17 protein-coding genes are annotated in these 23,700 nt (G+C 28.8%); 15 read left to right on the top strand and 2 right to left on the bottom strand.

The annotated features are described in order from the left end of the window. Positions 1-77: 77 nt before the first annotated feature. From HMPREF1552_RS07745 to HMPREF1552_RS07700, 10 genes are all read left to right on the top strand, one after another. A complete protein-coding gene (locus tag HMPREF1552_RS07745; protein WP_021744595.1) occupies positions 78-1,487 on the top strand; it encodes an MFS transporter in 1,410 nt (469 codons plus the stop codon). A 54-nt stretch (positions 1,488-1,541) separates the two neighbouring features. Continuing rightward, a complete protein-coding gene (locus tag HMPREF1552_RS07740) occupies positions 1,542-2,513 on the top strand; it encodes a hypothetical protein (protein ID WP_021744594.1) in 972 nt (323 codons plus the stop codon). A gap of 179 nt (positions 2,514-2,692) precedes the next feature. Next, a complete protein-coding gene (locus HMPREF1552_RS07735) occupies positions 2,693-4,624 on the top strand; it encodes an ABC-F family ATP-binding cassette domain-containing protein (RefSeq protein WP_021744593.1) in 1,932 nt (643 codons plus the stop codon). Further along, positions 4,585-7,539, top strand: a complete 2,955-nt coding sequence (locus HMPREF1552_RS07730) for an SIR2 family protein (RefSeq protein ID WP_021744592.1) — start codon at positions 4,585-4,587, stop codon at positions 7,537-7,539. The genes HMPREF1552_RS07735 and HMPREF1552_RS07730 overlap by 40 nt, the downstream gene beginning before the upstream one ends. Then, the gene (locus tag HMPREF1552_RS07725; protein WP_039901416.1) at positions 7,523-9,607 is read left to right on the top strand and encodes an AlwI family type II restriction endonuclease; all 2,085 of its coding nucleotides are present in this window, start codon (positions 7,523-7,525) and stop codon (positions 9,605-9,607) included. Before HMPREF1552_RS07730 ends, HMPREF1552_RS07725 begins: the two co-directional genes overlap by 17 nt. Further along, on the top strand, positions 9,591-11,615 hold the full coding sequence (locus HMPREF1552_RS11650) for a Dam family site-specific DNA-(adenine-N6)-methyltransferase (protein WP_021744590.1): 2,025 nt from the start codon (positions 9,591-9,593) through the stop codon (positions 11,613-11,615). The genes HMPREF1552_RS07725 and HMPREF1552_RS11650 overlap by 17 nt, the downstream gene beginning before the upstream one ends. Before the next feature lie 30 nt (positions 11,616-11,645). Further along, on the top strand, positions 11,646-12,554 hold the full coding sequence (locus HMPREF1552_RS07715) for a hypothetical protein (protein ID WP_021744589.1): 909 nt from the start codon (positions 11,646-11,648) through the stop codon (positions 12,552-12,554). Between the two features lie 23 nt (positions 12,555-12,577). Then, positions 12,578-13,246: a protein adenylyltransferase Fic gene (fic, locus tag HMPREF1552_RS07710; RefSeq protein WP_021744588.1), complete on the top strand. Its 669-nt coding sequence runs from the start codon at positions 12,578-12,580 to the stop codon at positions 13,244-13,246. Between the two features lies 1 nt (position 13,247). Further along, a complete protein-coding gene (locus tag HMPREF1552_RS07705; RefSeq protein WP_021744587.1) occupies positions 13,248-13,646 on the top strand; it encodes a hypothetical protein in 399 nt (132 codons plus the stop codon). Positions 13,647-13,760: 114 nt separating this feature from the next. Next, complete coding sequence (locus HMPREF1552_RS07700; RefSeq protein WP_039901415.1) at positions 13,761-15,416, top strand: hypothetical protein; 1,656 nt, start codon at positions 13,761-13,763, stop codon at positions 15,414-15,416. A gap of 41 nt (positions 15,417-15,457) precedes the next feature. Here HMPREF1552_RS07700 and HMPREF1552_RS07695 read toward each other — a convergent pair whose 3' ends face one another. Both HMPREF1552_RS07695 and HMPREF1552_RS07690 read right to left on the bottom strand, forming a co-directional pair. Continuing rightward, the gene (locus tag HMPREF1552_RS07695; protein WP_021744584.1) at positions 15,458-16,009 is read right to left on the bottom strand and encodes a phosphatase PAP2 family protein; all 552 of its coding nucleotides are present in this window, start codon (positions 16,007-16,009) and stop codon (positions 15,458-15,460) included. A 146-nt stretch (positions 16,010-16,155) separates the two neighbouring features. Further along, positions 16,156-17,631, bottom strand: a complete 1,476-nt coding sequence (locus HMPREF1552_RS07690; protein ID WP_021744583.1) for a carbon starvation protein A — start codon at positions 17,629-17,631, stop codon at positions 16,156-16,158. Positions 17,632-17,845: 214 nt separating this feature from the next. Between HMPREF1552_RS07690 and HMPREF1552_RS07685 the strand changes: the two genes are divergently transcribed. From HMPREF1552_RS07685 to fusA, 5 genes are all read left to right on the top strand, one after another. Continuing rightward, on the top strand, positions 17,846-18,562 hold the full coding sequence (locus tag HMPREF1552_RS07685; protein ID WP_039901423.1) for an N-acetylmuramoyl-L-alanine amidase: 717 nt from the start codon (positions 17,846-17,848) through the stop codon (positions 18,560-18,562). 123 nt (positions 18,563-18,685) lie between these two features. Further along, positions 18,686-20,149, top strand: coding sequence for an RNA-binding domain-containing protein (locus tag HMPREF1552_RS07680; protein WP_021744581.1), 1,464 nt, complete (start codon positions 18,686-18,688; stop codon positions 20,147-20,149). A gap of 350 nt (positions 20,150-20,499) precedes the next feature. Next, complete coding sequence (gene rpsL, locus HMPREF1552_RS07675) at positions 20,500-20,868, top strand: 30S ribosomal protein S12 (RefSeq protein ID WP_006806098.1); 369 nt, start codon at positions 20,500-20,502, stop codon at positions 20,866-20,868. 32 nt (positions 20,869-20,900) lie between these two features. Continuing rightward, positions 20,901-21,371 (top strand): 30S ribosomal protein S7, encoded by a 471-nt coding sequence (rpsG, locus tag HMPREF1552_RS07670; protein WP_021744579.1) that lies wholly within the window; start codon positions 20,901-20,903, stop codon positions 21,369-21,371. 156 nt (positions 21,372-21,527) lie between these two features. Then, positions 21,528-23,612 carry an elongation factor G gene (gene fusA, locus HMPREF1552_RS07665; RefSeq protein ID WP_021744578.1) on the top strand — a complete coding sequence of 695 codons (2,085 nt, stop codon included), beginning with the start codon at positions 21,528-21,530 and terminating at the stop codon, positions 23,610-23,612. The last annotated feature ends 88 nt before the right edge of the window (positions 23,613-23,700 follow it).

Below are 23,700 nucleotides of genomic sequence, written 5' to 3'. Positions count from 1 at the left end.
AAGTGTAATGTAAAAAAATTTTAATATTTTTATTAAATTTTGGTATAAAAACTTGGATATTTAGTGAAGGAGTTATTATGGATAAGGAACATTCAATAGAAAATACGAAAAGATATGCGATACTGGAGGTTATGTTCTTTAATGGATATATAGTAGGAATGCAGAGTTTTGTGCTTTTGAGCTTGGCGATTTATTTTAATATGAGTTCTTTTTTTATATCAATTGTATCATCATTGCCAACAGCAGGATATTTGTTGCAGATATTTACTAAGCGGGTAAATCTTCTGCTTGGGAGCAGGAAAAGGACGATGGTAATAGCGGCGACTGTTTCAAGGCTGGTTATTTGTGTTATGCCTTTTGCTGTTTTTTTTGATATAAGAAGGCAGGAAGTCTATTTTGCGGTAATGTTTATTTATGCTCTTGTTTCACCTTTTTCAAATAATGTTTGGACAGCTGTTATGACGAAGATTGTTGATAAAAGGGAAAGAGGGAAATATTTTGGGAAACGTAATTTGTTTTCATCGTTGTCTACTGTGGTTTATACTTTGTTTTATGGGTATGTTTTGTCAATGCCAGACAGGAAAAATGCAATGCTTATCTTGACAACGGCAATGTCACTTTCAGCAATAGGTTCAGCAATATTTATGTGTCTTCATTATGTGCCTGATTCAGAAAGCGATATGAAAAAAGTGAGCATAAAGACAGCATTTAAAAATAAAAATTTTGTCGTTTATTTAAAATTTGCTTCTGTATGGCTGTTTACATGGGAATTTCTGAAGCCAATGACAGAATATTACAGGATAAAAATACTTGGTGTAAATACAATGTTTATTTCCCAAATGGGAGTTTTAACAGCGATATTGTCAAGTGTACTTTACCTAGTTTACGGTAAATTATCTGATAAATACGGAAACAAGACAATGCTTAGAATGGGAATATTTTTTACGACATATTACGTGCTTACCTATTTTTCAATGACTCAAGACAATAAAATGTCAATGCTTTTTGCAGCCGCAGTAATTGATGCAATAGGATTTACAGCGATAACATTAAGTTTACTGAATCTTATGATGGAAGTTTCAGGCGAGCCTGCTGATGCTTATGTAGGAGCTTATGCTATGGTTTCGGGACTTTCAGCAATATCAGCAGGATTGTTCGGTGGTATGCTGGGAAAATTCATAAATAACGGAGTAATTTATATTTTTGGGGAACAATTTTACACAATAAGATTTGCCTTTGTTATAGGATTTATTTTGAGATTATTTTCATTGCTGGAATTAACGAGAGTTTATTCATTTGAAAAAACATTTGTGTATCCTGGAGGAAGCAGCCGAATAAAAAGCATGTTTTCAAAAATAATGTTTTCAGGCTCAAGATACGTTATTCATTCTGATAAAGGAAAAAATGAAGATTCTGATGAACAAAATGTGGATAAGGAAAAGAATGTTGATGATAAAGCAGATGAAAATAAAGATGAATTGAAATAAATTTAGAGAAATATTTATTTTGGAAACTTTGTTGATTGATGATGGGAGAATTTTATGAAAAAGATTTTAGAAAAAATTGGGAAAGATGAGTTGCTGGAATATTCACGCTTAGGAGATAGATTTTCTGTTGGGAATTATATTGGAAACAGTAATAACTTTCATATTTTTACATCTATTAATCCGTATGGAAAGTATGAAGGCTACAAATTTTTAAAAGATGAAGAATTGAAGAAATTAGGAAGAAAAAAGTGGTATTTAGAATTAATGAAGGAAAATATAAAAGAGAGACTTTCTAATGGGGGAAAAACTCTTATTTTAAGAAAAGATAATTTTTTTGAATATTTATTTGAATATTTTGTAAAAAATAAAATAAGATTGCAAATTTCTTATGACAGAGATTGGAATAACAATGGCTATTTAATTAAAAATTCAGATGAGTTTTTTTGGTTTCATTTTTGTGATGAAGAAGATGAAAACGAAGAAGAAATTATAAGAAAATACGGAGTAAAAATTATAAGAGCAGGAAAAAACGTTATAAAAGATATTATTGTAGAAGATAGCGAAATTAAAAAAAATAAATTGATAAAAGTTTATGATTTGGACGATGTTTTAGGTGATATTATTTTTCAAGATAATAATTATATTTTGATTTATGAAAAGGATTTATTTTTTGGCGATTATAAATTTACGATATTAAAAATGTCCGATATTGAAGAAATTAATGATAGAATGAATTTAATAGAAACAAAAGATATAAATTTAGAAGAAATTTTTCCAAATATTGTAAAAATGAAAATAGAAGAAGTTTTGAAAAAGTGCTTTGAAAATAAAATATTAGTGCATTTTGAGTATGAGAAATCATATTCTGAAAAATTTGGGATAATTGAAAGATTTGATAACGAGAAAATAATTTTAAAAGAAATAGATAAAATGACTGGAATTTTTGTTGCTAAATCTGAGATAATAATTGAGTATATTTCGTTTTTATTTGTGAGAAATTGCAAAGTTTTGGGAATTGAGAAGTAAAATTTATGAAAAAAGGCTTTGTTCTTTATTGAATGGAGTCTTTTTTTATTTTTGTTGTATTTTATATGATTTCAAAAATTTCACAAACATTGTAAACAAATATCAAAAATGATATAATTTAAAAATAAATTTAAATAAAAATAATTTGATAAATAACGGATAAAAGGAAAGGAAATTTAATGAGTTTAGTTCAGTTTAACAAGGTATATAAGCAATTTGCGGGGGAATATATTTTGAGAGATGTTAATTTTACGATTGAAGAAAGAGATAAGATTGGGCTTGTGGGGGTAAATGGGGCTGGGAAGTCTACAATTATCAGGATGCTTTTGGGGGAAGAGGGGATTGATGGGAATGAGAATAATCTTAATGAGTTTGGGGAAATTGTGAAAAGTGGGGCTACAAAAATTGGGTATTTGTCGCAGAATACAGAGTTTTCAGATGAAAAAAATACGATTTACGAGGAAATGATGACTATTTTTGAGGAAGAGAGAAAAATCTGGGATGAGATTCAGAAGGTTAATATGCTTTTAGGAACAGCGAACGAGGATGAAATGGAAAAGCTGATTAACAAATCTGCTGAACTTTCTTCTATTTATGAGGCAAAAAATGGTTATGAGATTGAATACAAGATTAAGCAGGTGCTTACAGGGCTTGAACTTACTGGGGAATATGAGAATTTGTTATTGCAGGATTTGAGCGGTGGGGAAAGAACACGTGTTTCGCTTGCAAAACTTCTTTTGTCTGAACCTGACTTGCTGATTCTGGACGAGCCGACAAACCATCTGGACTTGATTTCGATTGAGTGGCTTGAGGATTATTTGAAAAAGTATAATAAGGCGTTTTTGCTTGTTTCTCATGATAGAATATTTTTGGATAATGTCTGTACAAAAATTTTTGAGTTGGAAAATAAAAAATTACACAAGTATGATGGAAACTTTTCGTCGTTTATTCTTCAAAAAGAGATGATTTTGAAGGGGGAAATCAAGCGATATGAGAAGGAGCAGGAAAAAATTAAGAAAATGGAGGAATACATTGACAGATTTCGAGCTGGAATAAAGGCAAGGCAGGCGAAAGGACGACAAAAAATACTGGATAGAATCGAGAGAATGGAAGATCCTGTATTTAATCCGCAAAGAATGAGGCTAAAATTTGAAGCGGCTAAAATGAGCGGGGAAAATGTGTTGAAAGTTAGAAACTTGTCTAAAAGCTTTGATGGGAAAAAAGTTTTGAATAATATAAATTTTGAACTTTTCCGTGGGGAAAGAGTTGGAATTATTGGAAAAAATGGGATTGGAAAATCTACACTTCTAAAAATACTCTTGGATAAGTTGCTGAAGGATACAGGGGAAATTGAGTTTGGAACAAGGCTAAAAATCGGATATTATGATCAGAATCATCATGAATTTTCACGAGAAAATACGATTTTACAGGAAATAAACAATTCACTTGACTTGACAGAAGAATATTTGCGAACACTCGCAGGTGGATTTTTGTTTTCAGGAGATGATGTGCAGAAAAAAATCAGTATGCTAAGTGGTGGAGAAAGAGTTCGTGTGGCATTTTTGAAACTTTATATGGAAAAAGCCAACTTTCTGATTTTAGATGAGCCGACAAACCATCTGGATGTTTATTCCATCGAAGTGCTGGAGGATGCTTTGGAGGATTTTGACGGAACAATGCTAGTCGTTTCCCACAACCGACACTTTTTAGATACAATCTGCAACACAATTTACTGCCTTGACGAAAACGGACTTACAAAATTCAAAGGAAATTACGAAGACTATAAAGAAAGCCTAAAAACAGCAAAAACAGCTTCTCAAGGAACAGACATTGAAACGAAAGAAGAGAAAAAACTTTCATATCAGGAGCAGAAGGAACAGTCAAGAAAAATCGCAAAATTGAAACGTGATATTGAAAAACTGGAAAAGGAAATGGAAAAAATCACAGAAATGAGAGAAAATTTAAACACTGAATACGAAAAGGCTGGAAAAGAAAACAATATGGAAAAACTGATGGAAGTGCAGGAAAAGTTGGACAAGCTGGAAGAAGAAGAGATGGAGAAGATGGAAGAGTGGGATTTGAAGAGTGGGGAGTTGGAGAGTTTGGAATAGAGAAGGGAGAAAAAGTGTTAGAACAAGATATTAGATTTTTAGCTGAAGAATTAGAAAAAGGAAAGTTAGTAGTTTTTGTTGGTGCAGGAGTTTCTAAAAATAGTGGATTGCCAGATTGGAAAGAATTAATAAAAGATTATGCAGAATATAGAGGAATAAAAGAATTTACATCAAAAGAATACTTAACCATACCAGAAGAAGTTTTTGAAAGATACGGTAGTTTAAAATATTATGAAATTGCAGAAAAAAGATTTTTAGGGAAATATGTTCCTAATTCTGTTCATAGAATATTAAAAAAAATGGATTTAACTTATATAATTACAACTAATTATGATACATTGATTGAAGATGAAATAAAAAATTTACAGGTTGTAAGCAAGGATGAAGATTTACCATATACTAGTTCAAATAAAATGCTTATAAAAATGCATGGCGATTTTAAAAATAAAAATATAGTTTTGAAAAAAAGTGATTATGATAATTACGAAAAGAATTTTCAATTAATTTCAACTCTTATAAAAGGATTATTTACAACGAATACAATACTGTTTATAGGTTATTCATACAATGATACAAATGTACAGCAAATTATGAATTGGATAAAAGAGATTTTAAAAGAAGAAACTAGAAAAGCATTTCTTGTTGAATTTACGGAAAAAGATGATAAAGAAGAAGAAAACGGTGAGCAAATAAATAGAATTTCATTAAAGCTTTTAACTAAAAATAATGATGAGATTTTGTATGCAGATAAAAAAGGAAGAGTTGATTATGATTATGAAAAAACTTTGACTGAGTTTTTATTAAATATTTATAATGAAAAAGAGAATGTGAGGCAAGAAAAAAATTTTGAAATATATAAAAATTTAAATTATTTAACAAAACATAATTGGAAAAAACTTGATAAATTTTCTGAGATTTATATAGATAAAGATTGGAAAAGAATTTTGAATACAAAATTAGAATTTAAAGATATAGAAAAATACGAAGAGATACTTTTTAAATCAAGGATAAAAAAAGTTGTCCAAAATATAAATAGAAGTGAGAAGGAAATACTAATTCCTTTTTCTGAAAAAGGAATTACTCCTAAGAGAAAAGAACAAAAAAATATTTTAGAAGAAAAAATAGAAGTAGAAGAAAAATTTTTAAAAATAATTTTTGATTATGATTACGAAAATTTTCAGAATTTAGTAGAAGAATACAAAGAAAATAACAATATTAACAAATATGTAATTGTATATGGATATTTATTTTTTAAAAAAATAAATAAAGCAAAAGAAATAATAAAAAGTATGATAGAAGAAAAAGAAAATTTTAATAGTAAAAATGAAAAATTAGTTTGGGATAACTTTATATTGAGTATTATTGGATTTATCGAAATAACACATACAGAAGAAAATTTAAATAAAACTTTTGAAAGTATAGAAGAAAGTTTGGAAGATAAGTATTTTGAATATTTTAAATATGAAACGGAACTTTTTAATGAAATATTTGAATATTCAACTTTAGAAGCTATAAATAAGGAAATAAATAGATTATTTGATAAAGTAAGAAAAGAAAAAAGAACTTCATATGTGGGGGGGACGCCTCCATTATACAAAGCTATGATTTTGTCAAGAGATTTATTCTATTTTTGTTCTTTAAATGGAATATTTGGAAATTCGTTTTCTCCTTATTCAGAATTTATGAAAAAATATATTGAAATTTTACTTATGTCGTATACAACAAATAAGAATGTTGAAGTTAAAAATCAAATGTTTAAAAATAGAAATCTTTTAGAAGAATTTGAATATTTTGATTTTTTTATGATGTTAGAATTAAGTTACAGTGATTTGAAAAAGTTATTTAATGAATATATGATAAAGGATTTAAAATGCAAAGAAGAAATTTTGGACAGGTTAATTGTATTACTAAAAAATATATTTGATTGGATAGAAGAAAATGATGAAGAATTTATGCAAAAAATAGATACTTTGGAAAGTATTTTACTAATTATTTCAAAATTAGATTTAATGGAATCCCAATTTCAAAAATTAGTTGATATAATATTAAACGATAAAAATAGCAATATCTTTTTTGAAAATAATTATGTTTTAGGGATAGTAGATAATTTTAGAATAATAATTTATAAAAATTTTCAAAATTTGAATAAAGAGTTTTTTGATAAGGTATTAGAAAAGATTTTTTCAATTGATAGGAATAGAATAGATAAAAATTTATTAGATTATATTACATATTATTTTGAAGAAAAAGAAATACCAAAAATTTCAAAAAATGATAGAATAGAAAACTTTATTAATAAAAATAATTTAAAAATAAAAGGTTATTTTTTAAGAGTAATAGATGAAACATATTTTGAAGAGTTAAAAAATGAAATACTAAAAGAAATAAAAGAGACATTAGATATAGAAAGTTATAGTTTTTTATTGAATCAAAAATTTATTGACTTTATTCCAGAAACAGAAGATAAAATACTGGAAGAATTAGATAGAATTTTTCAAAAAAAAGATATAGATATAAATAATTTAATAAGCTATACATCAGAAAAAGAAAAGATTTTTTATTTTTTATTAGAATCAGGTTTAAATAATAGATTACCGATTTCTTTTATAGAAAAATTAAAAAACTATAAAAATAAGGAATTTTTTAAATCGTTGGAACAATATGAGTCAGAGATATTATGGAAATACATATTAAATCAAGAAAATTTTGATTATTCTGAATTTACAGAAAATGAGTTAGAGAAATTTTCAAAAATAAGAATAAAAAATCTTTTAGAAAAAGATAATAAAAAATTAATAAAATTAGTGAGAGAATATATTTTTTCTAAAATTAAGAATAATGATAATATTTCAAATAATAGTATTGTAGAAGCTTATTTTGAATGGGAGAGTGAAAAAAATGAAGCTACAGAATAAAGATTCTGTAATGAATTTAGGGGATACAAGTTTTAGAAGAAAAAATTTATTAGATGATTATAAAGTAATGTTGCAAGGAATTACGGAACAATTGGAAGAATGGGATACGAAGAATAGTTCACAAATGATTTTTTATCAATATGTTGCTAAAAGTGGATTGATAAATGATACATTTTATGGGGATTACTATTCTTTTATATCTGATAAATTTAAAGAAAGTATTTTTGAAAAATATAAAGATAAGAGATATGAAAATAATAAAATACTTAAAGATTATAGAAGTTTGCTGGAATATTTTGTTTTGGAACAGAAAAAAAGAGGAAGAACTTATACAAATGCACTTGTAAAAATTGGACTTGTAGATGAAAAAAGAAAAATAACAGAAGTTGGAGAAGCGTTGTTAGACGGAGATACAAAACAGGATGATATTGAAAAATTATTTAATTTATCAGCAGACAACATTATTTTTTTAAGACAATTATTGAAATTGAGAGTTTATGAATCTGAAGGAGAAAATTACATTTATCCATTTAGAATGGGAATTTATTTACTTAGTAAATTTGATGATATTCCACAAAAGGAATTTTGTACAATTTTATCTTTAATCAGAGCTGGTAAAACAGACGAAGAATATAGAGAAACATTAGATAAATATAAATTAGTGAAAAGTAAAAATATGAGTTTTGGTGAATATGTTTCAAGATATATACAGGAAGAAGCTTCAGAAATAAAATTTGAAGAAAAGTATAGAATTTCAAAAGAAAAATTTGAAAAATATTTTTTAAATAGAAAAAGTAAAGACAAAATAGAAGATTATTTTGAATTTTATGAGGTATCTTTAAGTTTTTTTGAAAATAGAAATTTGGAGACATATAAAAAATTAGAAAAAATAAGTAAAAAAGGGAGTATAAAAAAGGCTTTCGGATATAATAAAGTTCCATTTAAATTTTGTAAGACGTTAAAGGAATTTTTTGAAGAGAATAAAGAAACGATATTTGAAGCTAAAAATATTGAAGAGTTCAATAAATTATTTTATGAATTATTTCGAGATTCTAAAAACTATGATTTGATTTTTGAATACAATGATATGACAATTAGAACATTTAATCTTTCAGGAATAATTAGTTTTGAGAATGGACTGGTAAATTTATCGTATAAATGGTTGAGTAAAAATATTTTTTCAGAAATTATAGGTATGAAAAAGTTAAATAATGAAGTAGTCAAAGATAATTTTCATAAAAATATTTCATTTTCAGAGATTTTTGATTTATCAGAAGAGAGAATTGAAAGTTTTATAGAAAAACTAAGAAAAGAAAATAATATTCCAAAAGAAATATCAATTTTTGAACATTTTTCAGACAAAATAGGTGAAGATTTTGAGAAAAAATTGGAAGAAAGATTTTCAAATGACAAAGTCTGTACCATATTAAATTTGTTTAAAAATAGGGAAAATGATGAAAAAATTTTAAAAGAAGTTACAGATAATGCAAAAATTCCCACTATTTTTGAGTATATGCTGGGAATTGCCTGGCATAGGATTTCTAATAAAGAGTTTAACTTAAAGAAAAGTCTAAAATTGTCACTTGATGGAGACGGATTTCCACTTTCACATGCTCCAGGTGGTGATGGTGACATAATTGCGGAATATTCAGATTTTGATGTTATGATTGAGGCGACATTGATGGATAGAAATACTCAAAAAAGAGGAGAACTTGAGCCTGTAATACGCCATACAACGAATTTGACAATAAAAAATATGGAAGGAAATAAAAAAACATATACTTTTTTTGTTGCAAATGAATTGGATATGAATGTAATTAATATTTTTAGAGCAACTTCGCAAATTCGACTTCAATCAACGCAAAAAAGAGAAAAATATACAAATGGAATAAAGATTTATTCTTTGACAATAGATAAGATAGTTTATTTGCTTGAAAATAATATAAATTATAAATATTTTATAAATAAAGTTTTTGAGAATTACAGCAAAATAGAATTTATTGGCAGAAATTGGTGCGAAGACACGTGGAATAACTCTGTAAAAGGAGAAAATGTTGAAAAGATTTAAAATATATAATAGAAGATACTTAGGAAGCAAATATAAATTATTAGAATTTATTGAAAAAATAGTGCAGGAAAATACAAAAAATTGTAAGATATTTTTAGATTTATTTGCAGGAACAGGAGTTGTAGCAGATTATTTTAATAAAAAGTATGATGTTGTACTGAATGATTTGCTAAGATGTAATTATTTTTCTTATGAATGTTTTTTTTCAAATTTGGAATATGATGAAAAAAAATTGATTGAGATCATGAAAAAATATAATGAAAAGATTGTTAAAAATAACAATTATTATTCTGAAAATTTTAAAGATACATATTTAAGTGAGAAAAATTTAAAAAAAGTTGGATTTATAAGAGATGATATTGATGATTTATTTGAGAAAAAAAAAATAAATAAACGAGAGAAGGCAATATTAATAACATCTTTGATATATGCTGTTGATAGAATTGCTAATACAGTGGGACATTATGATGCATACAGAAAAAATGGAGATTTGGAAAAAGAATTGATTTTGAAATTTCCTCAAATTGAAAATGAAAATAATAAAAACAATAAAATTTTTTGTATGGATGCAAATGAATTGGTAAAAAAAATTAAAGCAGATATTGTGTATATTGATCCGCCATATAATTCAAGGCAGTATAGTGATGCTTATCATTTTTTAGAAAATATAGCAACAAATAGTAAACCTGAGGTTTTTGGAATTGCTAAAAAAATGGATAGAACTCATATAAAAAGTAAATATTGTTTATCGAGTGCTAAACAGACTTTAGAAGAGTTGATTAAAAATATTGAAGCAAAATATATTCTTTTTTCATATAATAATACTCAACAAAAGGCAAATTCTCGTTCAAATGCAAGAATTAACGATAATGAAATTTTGGAAATATTAAAATCTAAGGGAGAAGTTACAGTTTTTGAAAAGGATTTTAGTCCATTTACAGTCGGCAAAACAAATATTAAAAATCATACAGAAAGAGTATTTTTTTGTAGGGTAAAGAAAGTTGGAAAAAATAAGAAAAATAGTAAAGAAAATATTATAAATAATATAACAGAAGAGAATACAGTAGCAGAAGAAAACCAACTTTTTATATTAGAAAATATAAAGAAAAATATGGTTCAGTCACCACTTAATTATACAGGTGGAAAATTTAAATTATTGAAACAGATTTTTGAAAAAATGCCTAAAAACATTGATGTTTTTTATGATATTTTTTGTGGGGGTTTTAATGTAGGAGCAAATTTTAATGCAAAAAAGATAATTGGAATTGATAAAAATAAGGAATTAATAAAATTGCTAAAGTTTTTGAAAAAACAGAATTACGAAAATCTGGAAAAAAAAATTGAAGAAAAAATAGAGTATTATGGTTTAAGTAACTCCTTTAAAAATGGCTATGAATATTATGGATGTAATTCTTATGATGGTTTAGGAAAATACAATAAAGAAAAATTTTTGAGATTAAGAGAAGATTATAATAATAAAAAAAAGGAAATATTATTTTTATTGTTAATATTTTATTCTTTTAATAATCAGATTAGATTTAATAAGAAAAATGAATTTAATTTACCTGTTGGAAAAAGGGATTTTAATTTTAATTTACGAAAAAAACTAAAAAATTTTATTTACAATTTACAATTAGCTGAAACAAAATTTAAGAATATGGATTTTCGTGATATAAATTTAGATAAAATTGACAGTAAAAGCACTTTTTTTTATCTTGATCCACCGTATTTATTGGGTCAAGCAAGTTATAATGAAAATAATTCCTGGACTGAAAATGATGAAAAGGATTTATTGAAATTTTTAGAAAATTGTAATGAAAGAACAATTAGATTCGCTCTTTCAAATGTAATAGAACATAAAGGGAATGAAAATAAAATTTTAAAGAACTGGTGCTCAAAAAACAATTTTTTTGTAAACTATCTTGATTTTAATTATTATAATTCAAATTATCAGGTAAAAAATAAAAATACTATAACAAGAGAAGTTTTGATTACGAATTTTAAATAAAAATACAAAAAACTTAGGAGGATAAAAATTATGCAAAATGAAAAAAGCTACGTAGAAACGGAAAGAATGAGAGAGCAGTCAGAATCAGGGAGGAAAGAAGAAAAAATAGTAAACTGTGTAGATATTTCAGACAATCAGAAAGTGTTTATAAAATTTAGTACAGTTACGTATAGAAATTTAATAAAATGGGTTATTATTGGTGGAATTTCTGGGATTTTGATGCCTTTTTTTCAAGTGGCGATGCTTGGTGTGATAGTTTCGGTATTTTGCTGTTTTTCGATATTGATGACGATATTGTTTAATGGGATAAGAACTGTGGAATTGAAGGAAAATACTTTTGTTACAAATGTTGAAAATGAAGATATAGATTATAAATCTTTGGAATATTTTATAATAACAACATATTCAGGGGATTTCCTGGCTTATAGAAATAATAAGAATTACTGGAGAACAATATCTGAAATAGCTTTTCCATCACAAACTATACAAAGCCTTCTAAAAAATCATCTGCTTGACAGAATCCCTGTTTCCAAAGAAATTATAGATTCAGGTGGGGAAGAAGTTTTTGGCGTACGTTCAGAAGAAGATATAAAAGCTGACTACCGTAAAAGAGATTTTCTTGGAAAGCGTAGAGATAGAGTTTATCGAGCTATGAGAGATAAAGTTGTGCCTCTTGACAGACTTCAAAATGAAGCTCATAAAGTTTTTGAAAATCCAAATAATAAGTTGATAATAAAAAAAGAAGGATTACTTGTGGATGGTGCAATTTATCCGTGGAATAGACTACAGTCAATAAAAGTTTCTAGAAATTTTGGAGGAATATTAGAAATAAAAACAAGAGAAGATGAAATAATTTTTTCTGAAAGGGCAACAGCGGTAGTAAAACTTCCTTTATTTGAGGCATTATATAATTCAATGGTTTTTCAAAAATGGAAATAATTTTATGAAAGCAGGAAAAGTAAATGGCAAATAATAAAGACAACTGGGAAAACGAAAGTGACAAAATCTTAAAAAGGCTAGTTTCACAAGATGATGAAGAATTTTTGAGTAAAAAACGGGCAAAAGAGTTATTTGATAATGGAATATTAAAAAGTATTCAAGTGGGAACTTTTGAAGGATTGAAGGAAATACATCGGTATTTGTTTCAGGAATGTTATGGAACTGCAGGAAAAATACGGGAACATGATATTCGGAAAGGCGATACTGTATTTTGTCGTGCGATGTATCTTGAAGATAATTTAAAGACAGTTTCTAAAATGCCTGAAAATAATTTTGAGGAAATAATTGAGAAATATGTTGAGATGAATATAATGCATCCGTTTTATGAGGGAAATGGAAGAACGACTAGGATTTGGCTGGATCAGATGTTGATAAGAAGTCTTGGAATGTGTGTGAATTGGCAAAATATCAGTAGAAATGATTATTTATCGGCGATGAAAAGAAGTGTAGTTAATGATTTGGAATTGAAATTTCTTTTGAAGGAGAATTTGACAGGTGATATTAAGGATAGAGATGTATTTATGAATGGAATTAATCAATCTTATGAGTATGAAAATATGAAGAAATATGATGTGAAGGAACTGGAAGTTTCAAATGAATTAGGAAAATTAGCGAATAAAAAAGGAGATTAAAATGGAAAAATTAGTAAGAAGAGGTGGCGGTGGACATTTTCACGGTGGAGGACATAGCCATTCTCATGGAAGTGGAGGAAGCCATCATTATAGTGGTGGGCATCACAGTGGAGAACATAGTGGCGGAGAGCATTCGAGCGGTCATTCAGATGGAGAAGGAAATGGAAAATCTAAAAAATCAAGTGACGACGAACAAGAAAATTCATCATCTTTTTGGAGAAGTCACGGATCTCATTCAGGAAGTTCAAATCAGAGAAGTTGTGAAAGTATTGTTGACGCTAAGGAAAGACAGGATTGTATTGATAGCAATAATAACGCTGGTAATCTTGAGGTGTTTTTTATTTTTTGTGCTGTCATAGTTTTTGTTTTTTTGAAAATAAAAGATTTTGGAAGAAAATAATAAAAAATAATGAGCGTTTACATTGAATGATAAAAATAGATTCTGAATTGATAATGTTTAAGATAATGGATAAAATCGTAAATATAACAGCGAGTACAGGAGAAAAGAGAAAATATGGAAATATTAATATCGGTATTAATCGTAGTTATTGGAATTGTAATTTTGATAATAATGAATTTTAGAAATCGTAAAAAAATGGATGAATTTGATGACTTTTCGAGAGAAATGCAGGAGAGGGAAAAAAGAAAAAGAGAAGTTCGTGAAATTGAAAAATATGAAGCTGAAGAAATAGCGAGTTTTAGCGAAAGTGCTTATGATGAAAATAGAATTTCTTTGGAAAGTGTGCCTAAGCAAAATGGAGAAAAAGCGAATATAGATAAATTTGGCGTGAAGATAGTTTCGTTGGATGATATTGTTACAGAAGATTACGGAAAAGATTTTATAGAATATGATAAAAAAGAAAGCGAGGAATACCAAGAAAATATTAGAACAGCGAATATATTTATAATGTCAGGATTTTTTGGAGAAGCAAGGGATAGAATAGCTGAATCCTTGAAATTTAGTCAAAGAGCAAATTACGAGCTTGGAAAGTATTACTATTATTGCGAGAAAGATAACCAAAGTGCTGTAAACGCATTAAATTTGGCATATAATTCAGGAATAAAGGAGGCTATGTATTACATAGGTCTGATTGAAGAAGAATCGGGAAATTATGAAATTGCAAAAGGCTGGTATGTGGCAGGTGCGGAAAATGGGGAAATTAATTCAATAATTAGGCTAGGAAAAATTGCTGAAGAAAAGAAGAATTATGAAGAAGCGGAAAGTATTTATTTAAAAATCGCTGATACAAAAAATGCTGAATTAATATACAATCTTGTAAGAATTTACTTTAAACAGAATAAAAGAGAAAAAATACTAGAATGGCAGGAAAAATTGTTAAATCAAAAGCAAATTATGGGATTGAATTCTAAAATAATCAAGAATATTGAATTTATGCTCGGAAATGAAAAAGATAGAAAATACGTGGAACTGATTAATCAGGGAAATGAACTTTTGGAAAAGAGAGATAAGGGAAATGCTCAAAAATTGTTTCTTGAAGCCGCACAATATAATGAAAGAGGATATTTGTCGCTTGCAAAATCATATTATGTTGCAGGCAATGGAGAAAAAGCCAAAGATATGTATGAAAAGGCTTATTCTTTAGGAGTGGAAGAGGCAGCTTATGAACTGGGGAAATATTTTGATATAGTTGAAGAAAATGAGAAAGAAGCTGAAAAATGGTATAAAATTGGGCAGGAAATGGGAGATGTAAAATCTATTTATAAACTTGGGATACTTTATGAATGCAGTAAGGAATTTGGAAAAAGTGAGGAGGAAACACACACGCTATATGAAAAAGCCGCTAATATGAAATATGCCCCTGCAATTAGTGATATGATATATTACAATAATAGACAGGAAAATGGGAACAAATCAAAGGAATGGGCATTTAAAGTATTAAATGAAACAGGATTGATTGAACTTGGGAGAGAAGCAATAAGAAATGCACAGGATTTTCTGGAAGAAATGGGGGAATATACGGGTGATAAAATTTCAGAAAAAAATTATGAAATTGAATACGATAACGATTTGATATATTTTATAGAAAAAAATTCTAAAGGCAGAAATATAAAGGAAGAAACTTATGAAAGAAAAAAGTCAAATTTCTGGATGATATTTGGAATTATAATTTTTATACTGCAACTGATTATAAAATGTTCAGAGTATTAATTATGAAAAATAAATTTTTATACAAAAAAAGCTAGGAAATCCTAACTTTTCATCAAATTATTTTTCTTATTAAAAATTTTCTCCCCCAAAAATCCTGCAAATAGTCCAATAAGCAATCCAGCCAAAACATCACTTGGAAAATGTACAGTTAAGTATAATCTTGAAAAGGCAATAAGAATGCTTGTTATCAGCACAGCTGGAAAGTATTTTTTTAAATGTTTGTAAAAAATATATACCATTGTAAAAGATGCTGAGGTATGTCCTGAAGGAAAAGAAAAATCCTTTGGGGCTTTGACTAAAAGAATAATGTCAGATATTTCTGTAAAGGGTCTTGCTCTATGTGTAAGGTTTTTCAAAATGACATTTACAATAATTGCATTTATAATCAATGAAATTATGGCTAAATATCCGATTTTTCGATATTTTTTGCTAGAAAGCAGAAATAATGTTATTGCAATCCATACTAATCCGTGATTTCCTAAGTTAGTAAAAAATATTAGTATACTGCTTAGTAGCTTAGAATTTAAGCTGTGCTGAAAATTGTAAAATTGTTTAATAATAAAAATATCAATATTTTGTATAAAGTTTAACATTTTTTCTCCTAAATAATTTATTTTTAGGGATATTATATATGAAAAAATTTAAAAAATAAAGAGAAAAATAAAATAAATAAAACAGTCAAGCAAAGAATTCTGAATAAAACCTTGTTTGACTGTATTTTTTTGTTTATTTAATTATTTTATTTTGCAACATGTAAATGTCCAGCGTGATGAGATTTTCCATGCAAATGATGTTTATAGTTAAATAACAATGCTGTACAGATGATTGTAACTATGCTTGCAATTAAAATACCATAAAATTCAATAGTGTGAACAGGCACATTCTTGAAAAACCTTACAAATCCTTCTGGAGCGATTATTATGTAAGTTGTAACAACCATTGTCATAAACATTGAAGGAATTAATGCGAATAAGAAAGGTTTTTCCTTTTTAACAAGCCATACTGTCGCAGTCCATAACGAAACTGCCGCCAAAGTTTGATTTGCCCATGCGAAGTATCTCCAGATAATGTTAAAATCAATAGTTGTTAAGTAAATACCAACAATAAATAAAGGTATTGCAATTAAAAATCTATTTTTTATTGGAGCTTGTTTAATTTTGAAAATATCAGCAATAATTAATCTTGAGCCTCTAAAGGCAGTATCTCCTGACGTAATTGGGCAGGCAACAACACCAAGCACAGCTAGAAATGCCCCAAATACACCAAGCAATTGAACAGATGCCTTATTTACAACAACAGCAGGAGTTCCAGCGGCAGCAAGTTCTTTAATTCCACCAAATACTGTCATTGCAGCGGCAGCCCAAACTAATGCAACAATACCTTCTGCAATCATTGCACCATAAAATACTTTTCTTCCTTCAGTCTCATTTTTTATACAACGTGCAACCATTGGAGACTGAGTAGCATGGAAACCGCTTACAGCACCGCAGGCAATTGAGATAAATAAGTAAGGGAACATTGATACTCCTTTAGGATGTGGATTTCCTTTAAAAATTTCAGTAATTTCAGGAATTGCAAAAGCACCTGTAAATTGTCCATAAATTAACATTCCTCCAATACCAATCGCCATAAACAGCAATGCAAAACCAAATATTGGATAAATTTTGGCAATAATTTTATCAAGTGGAAGGATTGTAGCCAAAATGTAGTAAGCGATGATAATGATTGTAAAAGTCATGGCACTCACACCTGGAATCAAATTGTGAAGAATATCAGCAGGTGATTTTATAAACACTACTCCAACTAAAAGAAGTAAAACAATTGAGAAAACTCTCATAATCTGCTGCATTACGACACCTAAATTTTGTCCCACAAGTTCACCAATACTGCTTCCCTTATCCCTAAGTGAAAGCATACCAATCAAGAAATCATGAACAGCTCCTCCAAATATGCATCCAAAGACAATCCATAAAAATGCGGCTGGACCCCATAAAGCTCCTGCAATAGCTCCAAAGATTGGACCTGTTCCAGCAATATTCAGAAACTGAATCAAAAATGCTTTTGGAGTGCTAACTTCCACATAGTCGACACCATCGTAATATTCGATTGAAGGTGGCATTCTGTCAGGTTCTATTCCGAAAACTTTTTCTACAAACTTGCTGTAAAATGCATAACCTGAAATAAGTGCGATAATCGCCAAAATAAAAGAAATCATAATAAAAACCTCCTATAATTTTAAATATTCATTTATTTATCATATAAAAATTTTTAAAATTATTCTACTAATATAATAGCCTGATTTTGCAAAAAAACAAGTATATTTTTAAAAAAATTAATTAAAATATAATTGCTAATTATAAAATTATGTGATAGACTTGAAATGAAAAAAAATTTAGGAGGAAAATATGGTAGAAGGAATGATTAATATAATAAAAAAGGTAATATCAATGCTGGCGATAAGTTCAGCTGTAGTTGTTCCAGTAAAAGCTGAAACTAATAGTACATCGAGAAATAATAATGAACTAATTTGTATCGATCCAGGGCATCAGCTTAAGGGAAACTCAGGACTTGAAGAAATTGGGCCTGGTTCGACTAAGAAAAAGCCCAAAGTATCATCTGGAACAAGAGGAGTGGCAACCAAAAAATATGAATACCAACTTACACTTGAAGTTGGACTAAAATTAAGAGATGCGTTGCAAAATAAAGGGTATAAAGTGTTTATGGTACGAGAGACACATGATGTCAACATTAGTAATAAAGAACGTGCGATTAAAACAAATAACGCAGGATGCTCATTATACATAAGACTTCATGCTGACGGAATTAATAATTCCTCAACACAAGGGGCTTCGGTACTAACGTCTTCATCAAAAAATCCGTACACAAAAAGTGTTCAAAAATCAAGCGACAAATTCTCACGTGACATATTATCAGAATATGTAAAGGCAACAGGAGCTAAAAATCGTGGAGTTTCATATAGAGATGACTTGACAGGAACAAACTGGTCAAAAGTTACAAATACCTTAATTGAATTTGGATTTATGTCAAATCCGGAAGAAGACAGAAAAATGTCAACACCAGAATATCAGGAAAAAATGGTAATGGGAATGGTAAATGGTATTGAAAAATATTTAAGAGAAAAATAATTTAAAATTTTAAATAAAGTGCTTTGAAGAAATTTTGATAGGTGCTTTATTTTTTTTAATTGAAAAGGATAAATTTATATTGTATAATAGAACAAAAATAAAAAATTAAAGGAGGGACTTCAGATGTTAATTGAGGAAATATTGAAAGGGGAAAGCGAAAAGACTGAATTTAAGGAAAATGCTAAAACTAATACCTATATAAAAACAGTTGTAGCATTCGCAAATGGAAATGGTGGAAAAATAGTTTTTGGAGTAAAAGATAATAAAGAAATTGTTGGAGTTGAAAATGAGTTTGAAGTTATGGATGGAATAATTAATGCGATTTCAGATAGCTGCTATCCAATGATTATGCCAGATATAAGTTTGCATACGCTTGAAAATAAGACAGTTATCCTTGTGGAAATTGAAGGAGGTAAGAAAAAACCCTATTATTTAAAGTCAAAAGGCATGCAGAAAGGAACTTATATTAGAAGTGGCGCTACAACTAGAATTATCGAAGAAGATTATGTTTTGAAGGAATTAGTTTTAGAAGGGGAAAATAAATATTTTGATCAGCAAGTTTGCCATGGAGAAAGTGTTAGCGATGAAGAAATTGAAAAGTTTTGTGAATGGCTTGAGAAATTGGCAAGGAAAAATTCTGAAAATGATACAGAAATAAGAAAAATTACTAGAAATACTTTGTTAAGCTGGAAAGTTCTGGAAGAAAAAAATGGCAGAATTTTTCCGACAAATGCCTATATTTTATTATCTGGTAAGGGAAATTGGGAAGTTTCACGAAAGATACAATGTGGTGTGTTTAAAGGAGAAACTAGAAGCATATTTGTTGATAAGAAAGAATTTGAAGGCTCAATTATTATGCAACTGGAAAAAGCATACCAATATGTGCTTGAAAAAATAAATTTGGGTTCAGATATTGTTGGAATTTACAGAGTTGATAAATATGAAATCCCGCCTAAATCAATAAGAGAGGTAATTGCAAATGCTGTAATTCATCGAAGCTATCTTGAGCCAAACGATATTCAAGTTGCACTTTATGATAACAGGTTAGAAATTACTTCACCAGGAATGCTGCTTTCAGGGGTAAATGTAAAAAGAATGAAAGAGGGGTATTCCAAACTTCGTAACCGTGCAATCGCCTCAGTTTTTGCTTATGTAAATATTATTGAGAAATGGGGAAGCGGTATTCCTAGAATTATGAATGAAATAAGGGAATATGGATTGCAAGAGCCTGAATTTATCATTTTTGAAAATGATTTTAGAGTTAATATTTACAGAAAAAACTATAATACTACCCAAAGTACCCAAGGTAGTACCCAAAATAGAATCAACACTACCCAAGATATTTCCAAAAAAGAAAAATTAGATATAAAAAATCTTACAGAAACAGATAAAACTATAATAAACACAATAATAAATAATCCTGAAATGTCTCAAAAACAGATAGCTGATAATCTAAACTGGACAGTAAATAAAGTAAAATATTACATGAAAAAATTTAAGCAAAAGAATATTTTAAAGTATGAAGGAACAAGCCAGAATGGAAAATGGGAAATTCAGGAAGAAAATTTAAAATATTTTTTAAAATAAAAACTTCTTTGAAAAATTATTGAATAAAAAATCTTTTATAGCCCTTGACAAAAGGGCTTTTATAGTATAAAATAGTTAGGTTAGAACTCATAACTAAATTTTGAAAAAATATATTATTTGTAAAATAATATGTTTTGAAGTGAATTTTAGAGTAAATCGACATACTTAAAATAAGTATGCAGTTATGTTTGATAAAGTGATTTGCAAGAAAAGCAAAAAATTAAAAACTTTGTCAAATGCAGCTTTATCAAATGTAGATTGAAGAAATGAGCTTTATAAAAAGTTTTAGTTTTGAAATATAACGCGAGAATAAATATATAAGTCAAAGAAATTTGAGAGGAGGAAAACAGATGCCTACTATTAATCAATTAGTAAGATTTGGTAGAAGTACAACTGAGAAAAAGAAAAAATCACCTGCATTGAAAGGTAATCCACAAAAAAGAGGGGTTTGTGTAAGAGTATATACAACTACACCTAAAAAACCTAACTCAGCCTTAAGAAAGGTAGCAAGGGTTAAATTAGTAAATGGAATCGAAGTTACTGCTTATATTCCAGGAATCGGACACAACTTACAAGAACATAGTATCGTTCTTTTAAGAGGAGGAAGAACAAAAGATTTGCCGGGGGTTAGATATAAAATAATCAGAGGAGCATTGGATACAGCAGGAGTTGTAAACAGAAAACAAGGTAGATCAAGATACGGAGCTAAAAAAGGGTAATTAAATTTTAAAAAAGTAAGGAGGACAATTAAGTGTCAAGAAGAAGAAGAGCGGAAAGAAGAGATGTATTACCAGATTCTCAATTTAACGATAAAGTAGTAACTAAATTCATTAATGGATTAATGAAAGATGGGAAAAAATCATTAGCTGAAAATATTTTTTATACAGCATTGCAACAAATAACTGAAGAAACTCAAGAAGAAGGAATTGAAGTTTTCAGAAGAGCAATGGAAAATGTAAGACCTCAATTAGAAGTAAGATCTAGAAGAATCGGAGGAGCAACTTACCAAGTACCAGTTGAAGTAAGAAAAGAAAGACAGCAAACATTAGCAATTAGATGGTTAGTTAGATATACAAGAGAAAGAAAAGAATACGGAATGGTTGCTAAACTTAAAAAAGAATTAATTGCAGCTGCCAACAATGAAGGTGGATCAATTAAGAAAAAAGAAGATACATATAAAATGGCTGAAGCAAACAGAGCGTTCGCACATTACAAATGGTAATCTTATTTGCCTGAAGAAAATTATTAAGTATTCAAAAATGGTTATATTTTTACAAAATTCATTTTTTCAGAACTGGATTTATAAAAATATTGTTTCAAATTTCAAATATACTTCTTAAATAAGAAGTAGCTTACAAAAATAAGGAGGAAAATTTAAATGGCAAGAAAAGTTGCTTTGAAAGATACTAGAAACATTGGTATCATGGCACATATAGACGCCGGAAAAACAACTACTACTGAAAGAATTTTGTTTTATACAGGTGTAAACCATAAAATCGGAGAAGTTCATGAAGGAGCTGCTACGATGGATTATATGGAACAAGAACAAGAAAGAGGAATCACAATTACATCAGCTGCAACAACAGCATTCTGGAATGGACATAGAATTAACATAATAGATACACCAGGCCACGTTGACTTTACAGTTGAGGTAGAAAGATCATTAAGAGTATTGGATGGAGCAGTTGCAGTGTTCTCAGCAGTTGACGGAGTGCAACCTCAATCAGAAACAGTTTGGAGACAAGCTGACAAATATAACGTACCAAGAATGGCTTTCTTTAACAAAATGGATAGAGTCGGAGCAGACTTTAACATGTGTGTAAACGACATCAAAGAAAAATTAGGTGGAAATGGTGTACCAATCCAATTACCAATTGGTGCAGAAGATAATTTTGAAGGAATTATCGACTTGGTAACAATGAAAGAATACCTATTTAAAGATGAAACTATGGGAGCAGATTATGAAGTTGTTGATATTAGGGCAGAGTTATTAGACGATGCTCAAGCAGCAAGAGAACACATGATTGAATCTGTAGTTGAAACTGATGATGAATTGATGGAAAAATATTTTGGAGGAGAAGAAATCTCTGAAGAAGAAATCAAAAAAGCATTAAGAGCTGCTACAATTGAAGGAACTGTTGTACCTGTATTGTGCGGAACAGCATTCAAAAATAAAGGGATTCAACCATTACTTGATGCAGTAGTTGCCTACATGCCATCACCATTAGACATTAACGGTGGAAAAATTAAAGGAACTGATCCTAAAACTGAAGAACCTATTGAAAGAGAAATGGGAGACGATGCTCCATTCTCAGCATTGGTGTCTAAAATCATTACAGATCCATTTGTTGGAAGATTATCATTCTTTAGAGTTTATTCAGGAGTACTAGAAAAAGGATCTTATGTATTAAACTCAACAAAAGGTAAAAAAGAAAGAATGGGAAGATTGCTTCAAATGCACGCTAACAAAAGAGAAGAACTTGATGTAGTTTACTCTGGAGATATAGCTGCGGCAGTTGGACTAAAAGATACTACAACAGGAGATACATTGTGTGCTGAAAATGCTCCAATTATCCTTGAAAAAATGGAATTCCCTGATACAGTTATCCAAATTGCGGTAGAGCCAAAAACTAAAGCCGATCAGGAAAAAATGGGAACAGCTCTTTCAAAACTTGCAGAAGAAGATCCAACATTTAAAGTATCAACTAACCAAGAAACTGGACAAACACTTATTGCAGGAATGGGAGAGTTACACTTGGAAATCATCGTAGATAGAATGAAACGTGAATTCAAAGTGGAAGCAAATGTTGGTAAACCACAAGTTGCTTATAGAGAAACAATCAATGGATTAGCAGATATTGAAGAAAAATATGCAAAACAATCTGGAGGACGTGGACAATATGGACATGTTAAGATGAAAGTTGAAGCTAATCACGGAAAAGGTTACGAATTTATTAATGAAATTACTGGAGGAGCTATTCCAAGAGAATATATTCCAGCAGTAGATAAAGGAATTCAAGAAGCGTTAGAAGCAGGAGTTGTCGCAGGATACCCTGTTCAAGATATAAAAGTTACATTGTATGATGGATCTTACCATGAAGTCGATTCATCAGAAATGGCATTTAAAATAGCAGGTTCAATGGCAGTTAAAAAAGGACTTAGAGCCGCTAATCCAGTATTATTGGAACCAATCTTCAAAGTAGAAGTTACTACTCCAGAAGAATACATGGGAGACGTAATTGGAGATTTGAACTCAAGACGTGGACAAGTTTCAGGAATGACTGACAGAAATAATGCAAAAATTATTAATGCAGAGGTACCTTTATCACAAATGTTCGGTTATGCAACTGACTTGAGATCGAAAACACAAGGAAGAGCATCTTACTCAATGGAATTTGAAAAATATGTAGAAGTTCCAAAAAACATTGCTCAACAAGTAATTGATGAAAGACAAGGAAAATAATAAAAATTTAAAATAACAATAAAAATCTTAAAAAAATTTAAAAACTAAAGAAATAATGGAGGAAAAATTAAAATGGCAAAAGCTAAAT

Origin of the sequence: Leptotrichia sp. oral taxon 879 str. F0557, assembly GCF_000469385.1 — a bacterium.
Classification (GTDB): domain Bacteria; phylum Fusobacteriota; class Fusobacteriia; order Fusobacteriales; family Leptotrichiaceae; genus Leptotrichia; species Leptotrichia mesophila.
This window is presented reverse-complemented; position numbering and strand designations above follow the sequence as displayed.